This is a genomic window from Ramlibacter lithotrophicus (assembly GCF_012184415.1).
In the GTDB taxonomy this organism is placed as follows: domain Bacteria; phylum Pseudomonadota; class Gammaproteobacteria; order Burkholderiales; family Burkholderiaceae_C; genus Ramlibacter; species Ramlibacter lithotrophicus.
Genome location: NZ_VTOX01000024.1, coordinates 1 through 1,174, shown reverse-complemented (window position 1 = coordinate 1,174; position 1,174 = coordinate 1). Strand labels below are relative to the sequence as shown.

The following is a 1,174-nucleotide window of genomic DNA, read 5'->3' as shown; positions in this document are numbered from 1 at the left end:
GAGACCAGTATGGCAAGAGCGAGAAGGCGTCTGACGATCCAGGAAAGTCGCGAGCTGTGGCGCAGGTGGAAGCAGGGCCAGACGCTGGCCCAGATCGGTGCGGCGTTGGGAGGCAGGGCCAAGAGCTCCCTGTTCACTGTGCTGCAGAAAAGCGGAGGGGTGGCGCCGCCGCAGCGTACGCGATCGAGCCGACACCTGAGTGCCCAGGAGCGCGAGGAAATCTCCCGCGGCCTGGTTGCCGGGGAGTCGGTGCGGTGGATCGCACGCCAGCTCGGGCGCAGCCCCTCGACCATCAGCCGGGAGATCGCGCGCAACGGCGGAGCGCAGCAGTACAGGGCAGCTGCGGCCGATCAGAGGGCTTGGCGCGAGGCTGAGCGGCCCAAACCATGTGTATTGGCCAACAACGAGCGGCTTCGCAGCGTCGTTGCCCAGCGACTGCAGCATGACTGGTCGCCCCAGCAGATCGCCGGCTGGCTCAAGGTGATTCATCACAATGAGCCGGCCATGCAAATCTCGCACGAGACCATCTATCGAAGCCTGTTCATCCAGGCCAGAGGCCTGCTGAAGAAGGAACTCCTGGGGCATCTGCGCAGCGCCCGCGCGATCCGGCGAGGTAAGACAACGACGTTCAAGGGGCATCCACGCGGCCTCGTGGATGCGATCTCGATCCGTGAACGACCTGCCGAGGCGGAGGACCGTGCAGTGCCTGGCCATTGGGAGGGAGACCTGATCGCGGGCTCACGCAACACCCACATTGCCACCCTGGTGGAGCGCCGCTCGCGCTATGTGGTGCTCGTACGCGTGGCAAACAGGGAGAGCGCCACCGTCGTCGAAGCGCTGACCCAACAGGTACAGCGACTGCCTGAAGGGCTCATGGCCACCCTGACGTGGGACCAGGGCAAGGAGATGGCCGCCCACAAGCGATTCACCATCGCCACCGACGTCAAGGTCTACTTCTGCGATCCACGCAGCCCGTGGCAGAGGGGGTCTAACGAAAACACCAACGGCCTCCTGCGCCAATACTTCCCAAAGGGCACGGATCTGTCGGGATTCACGCAGGAGCAACTCGATGCAGTGGCAGACAGGCTCAACACCCGTCCTCGCAAGACCCTCGGCTACAGAACGCCAGCGGATAAACTCGCCGAGACCGTTGCAACGACTGGTTGAACCCGCC

Annotated in this window: 1 protein-coding gene; it reads left to right on the top strand. The window is 64.4% G+C overall.

The genetic code is table 11. The annotated features are described in order from the left end of the window. Positions 1-9: 9 nt before the first annotated feature. Entirely contained in the window at positions 10-1,167 is a 1,158-nt protein-coding gene (locus RAMLITH_RS25445) for an IS30 family transposase (RefSeq protein ID WP_168110276.1), read from the top strand. The last annotated feature ends 7 nt before the right edge of the window (positions 1,168-1,174 follow it).

Excerpts from the sequence above, each read along its gene's own strand:
- RAMLITH_RS25445 (WP_168110276.1), top strand. The coding sequence starts at position 10 with ATGGCAAGAGCGAGAAGGCGTCTGACGATCCAGGAAAGTCGCGAGCTG.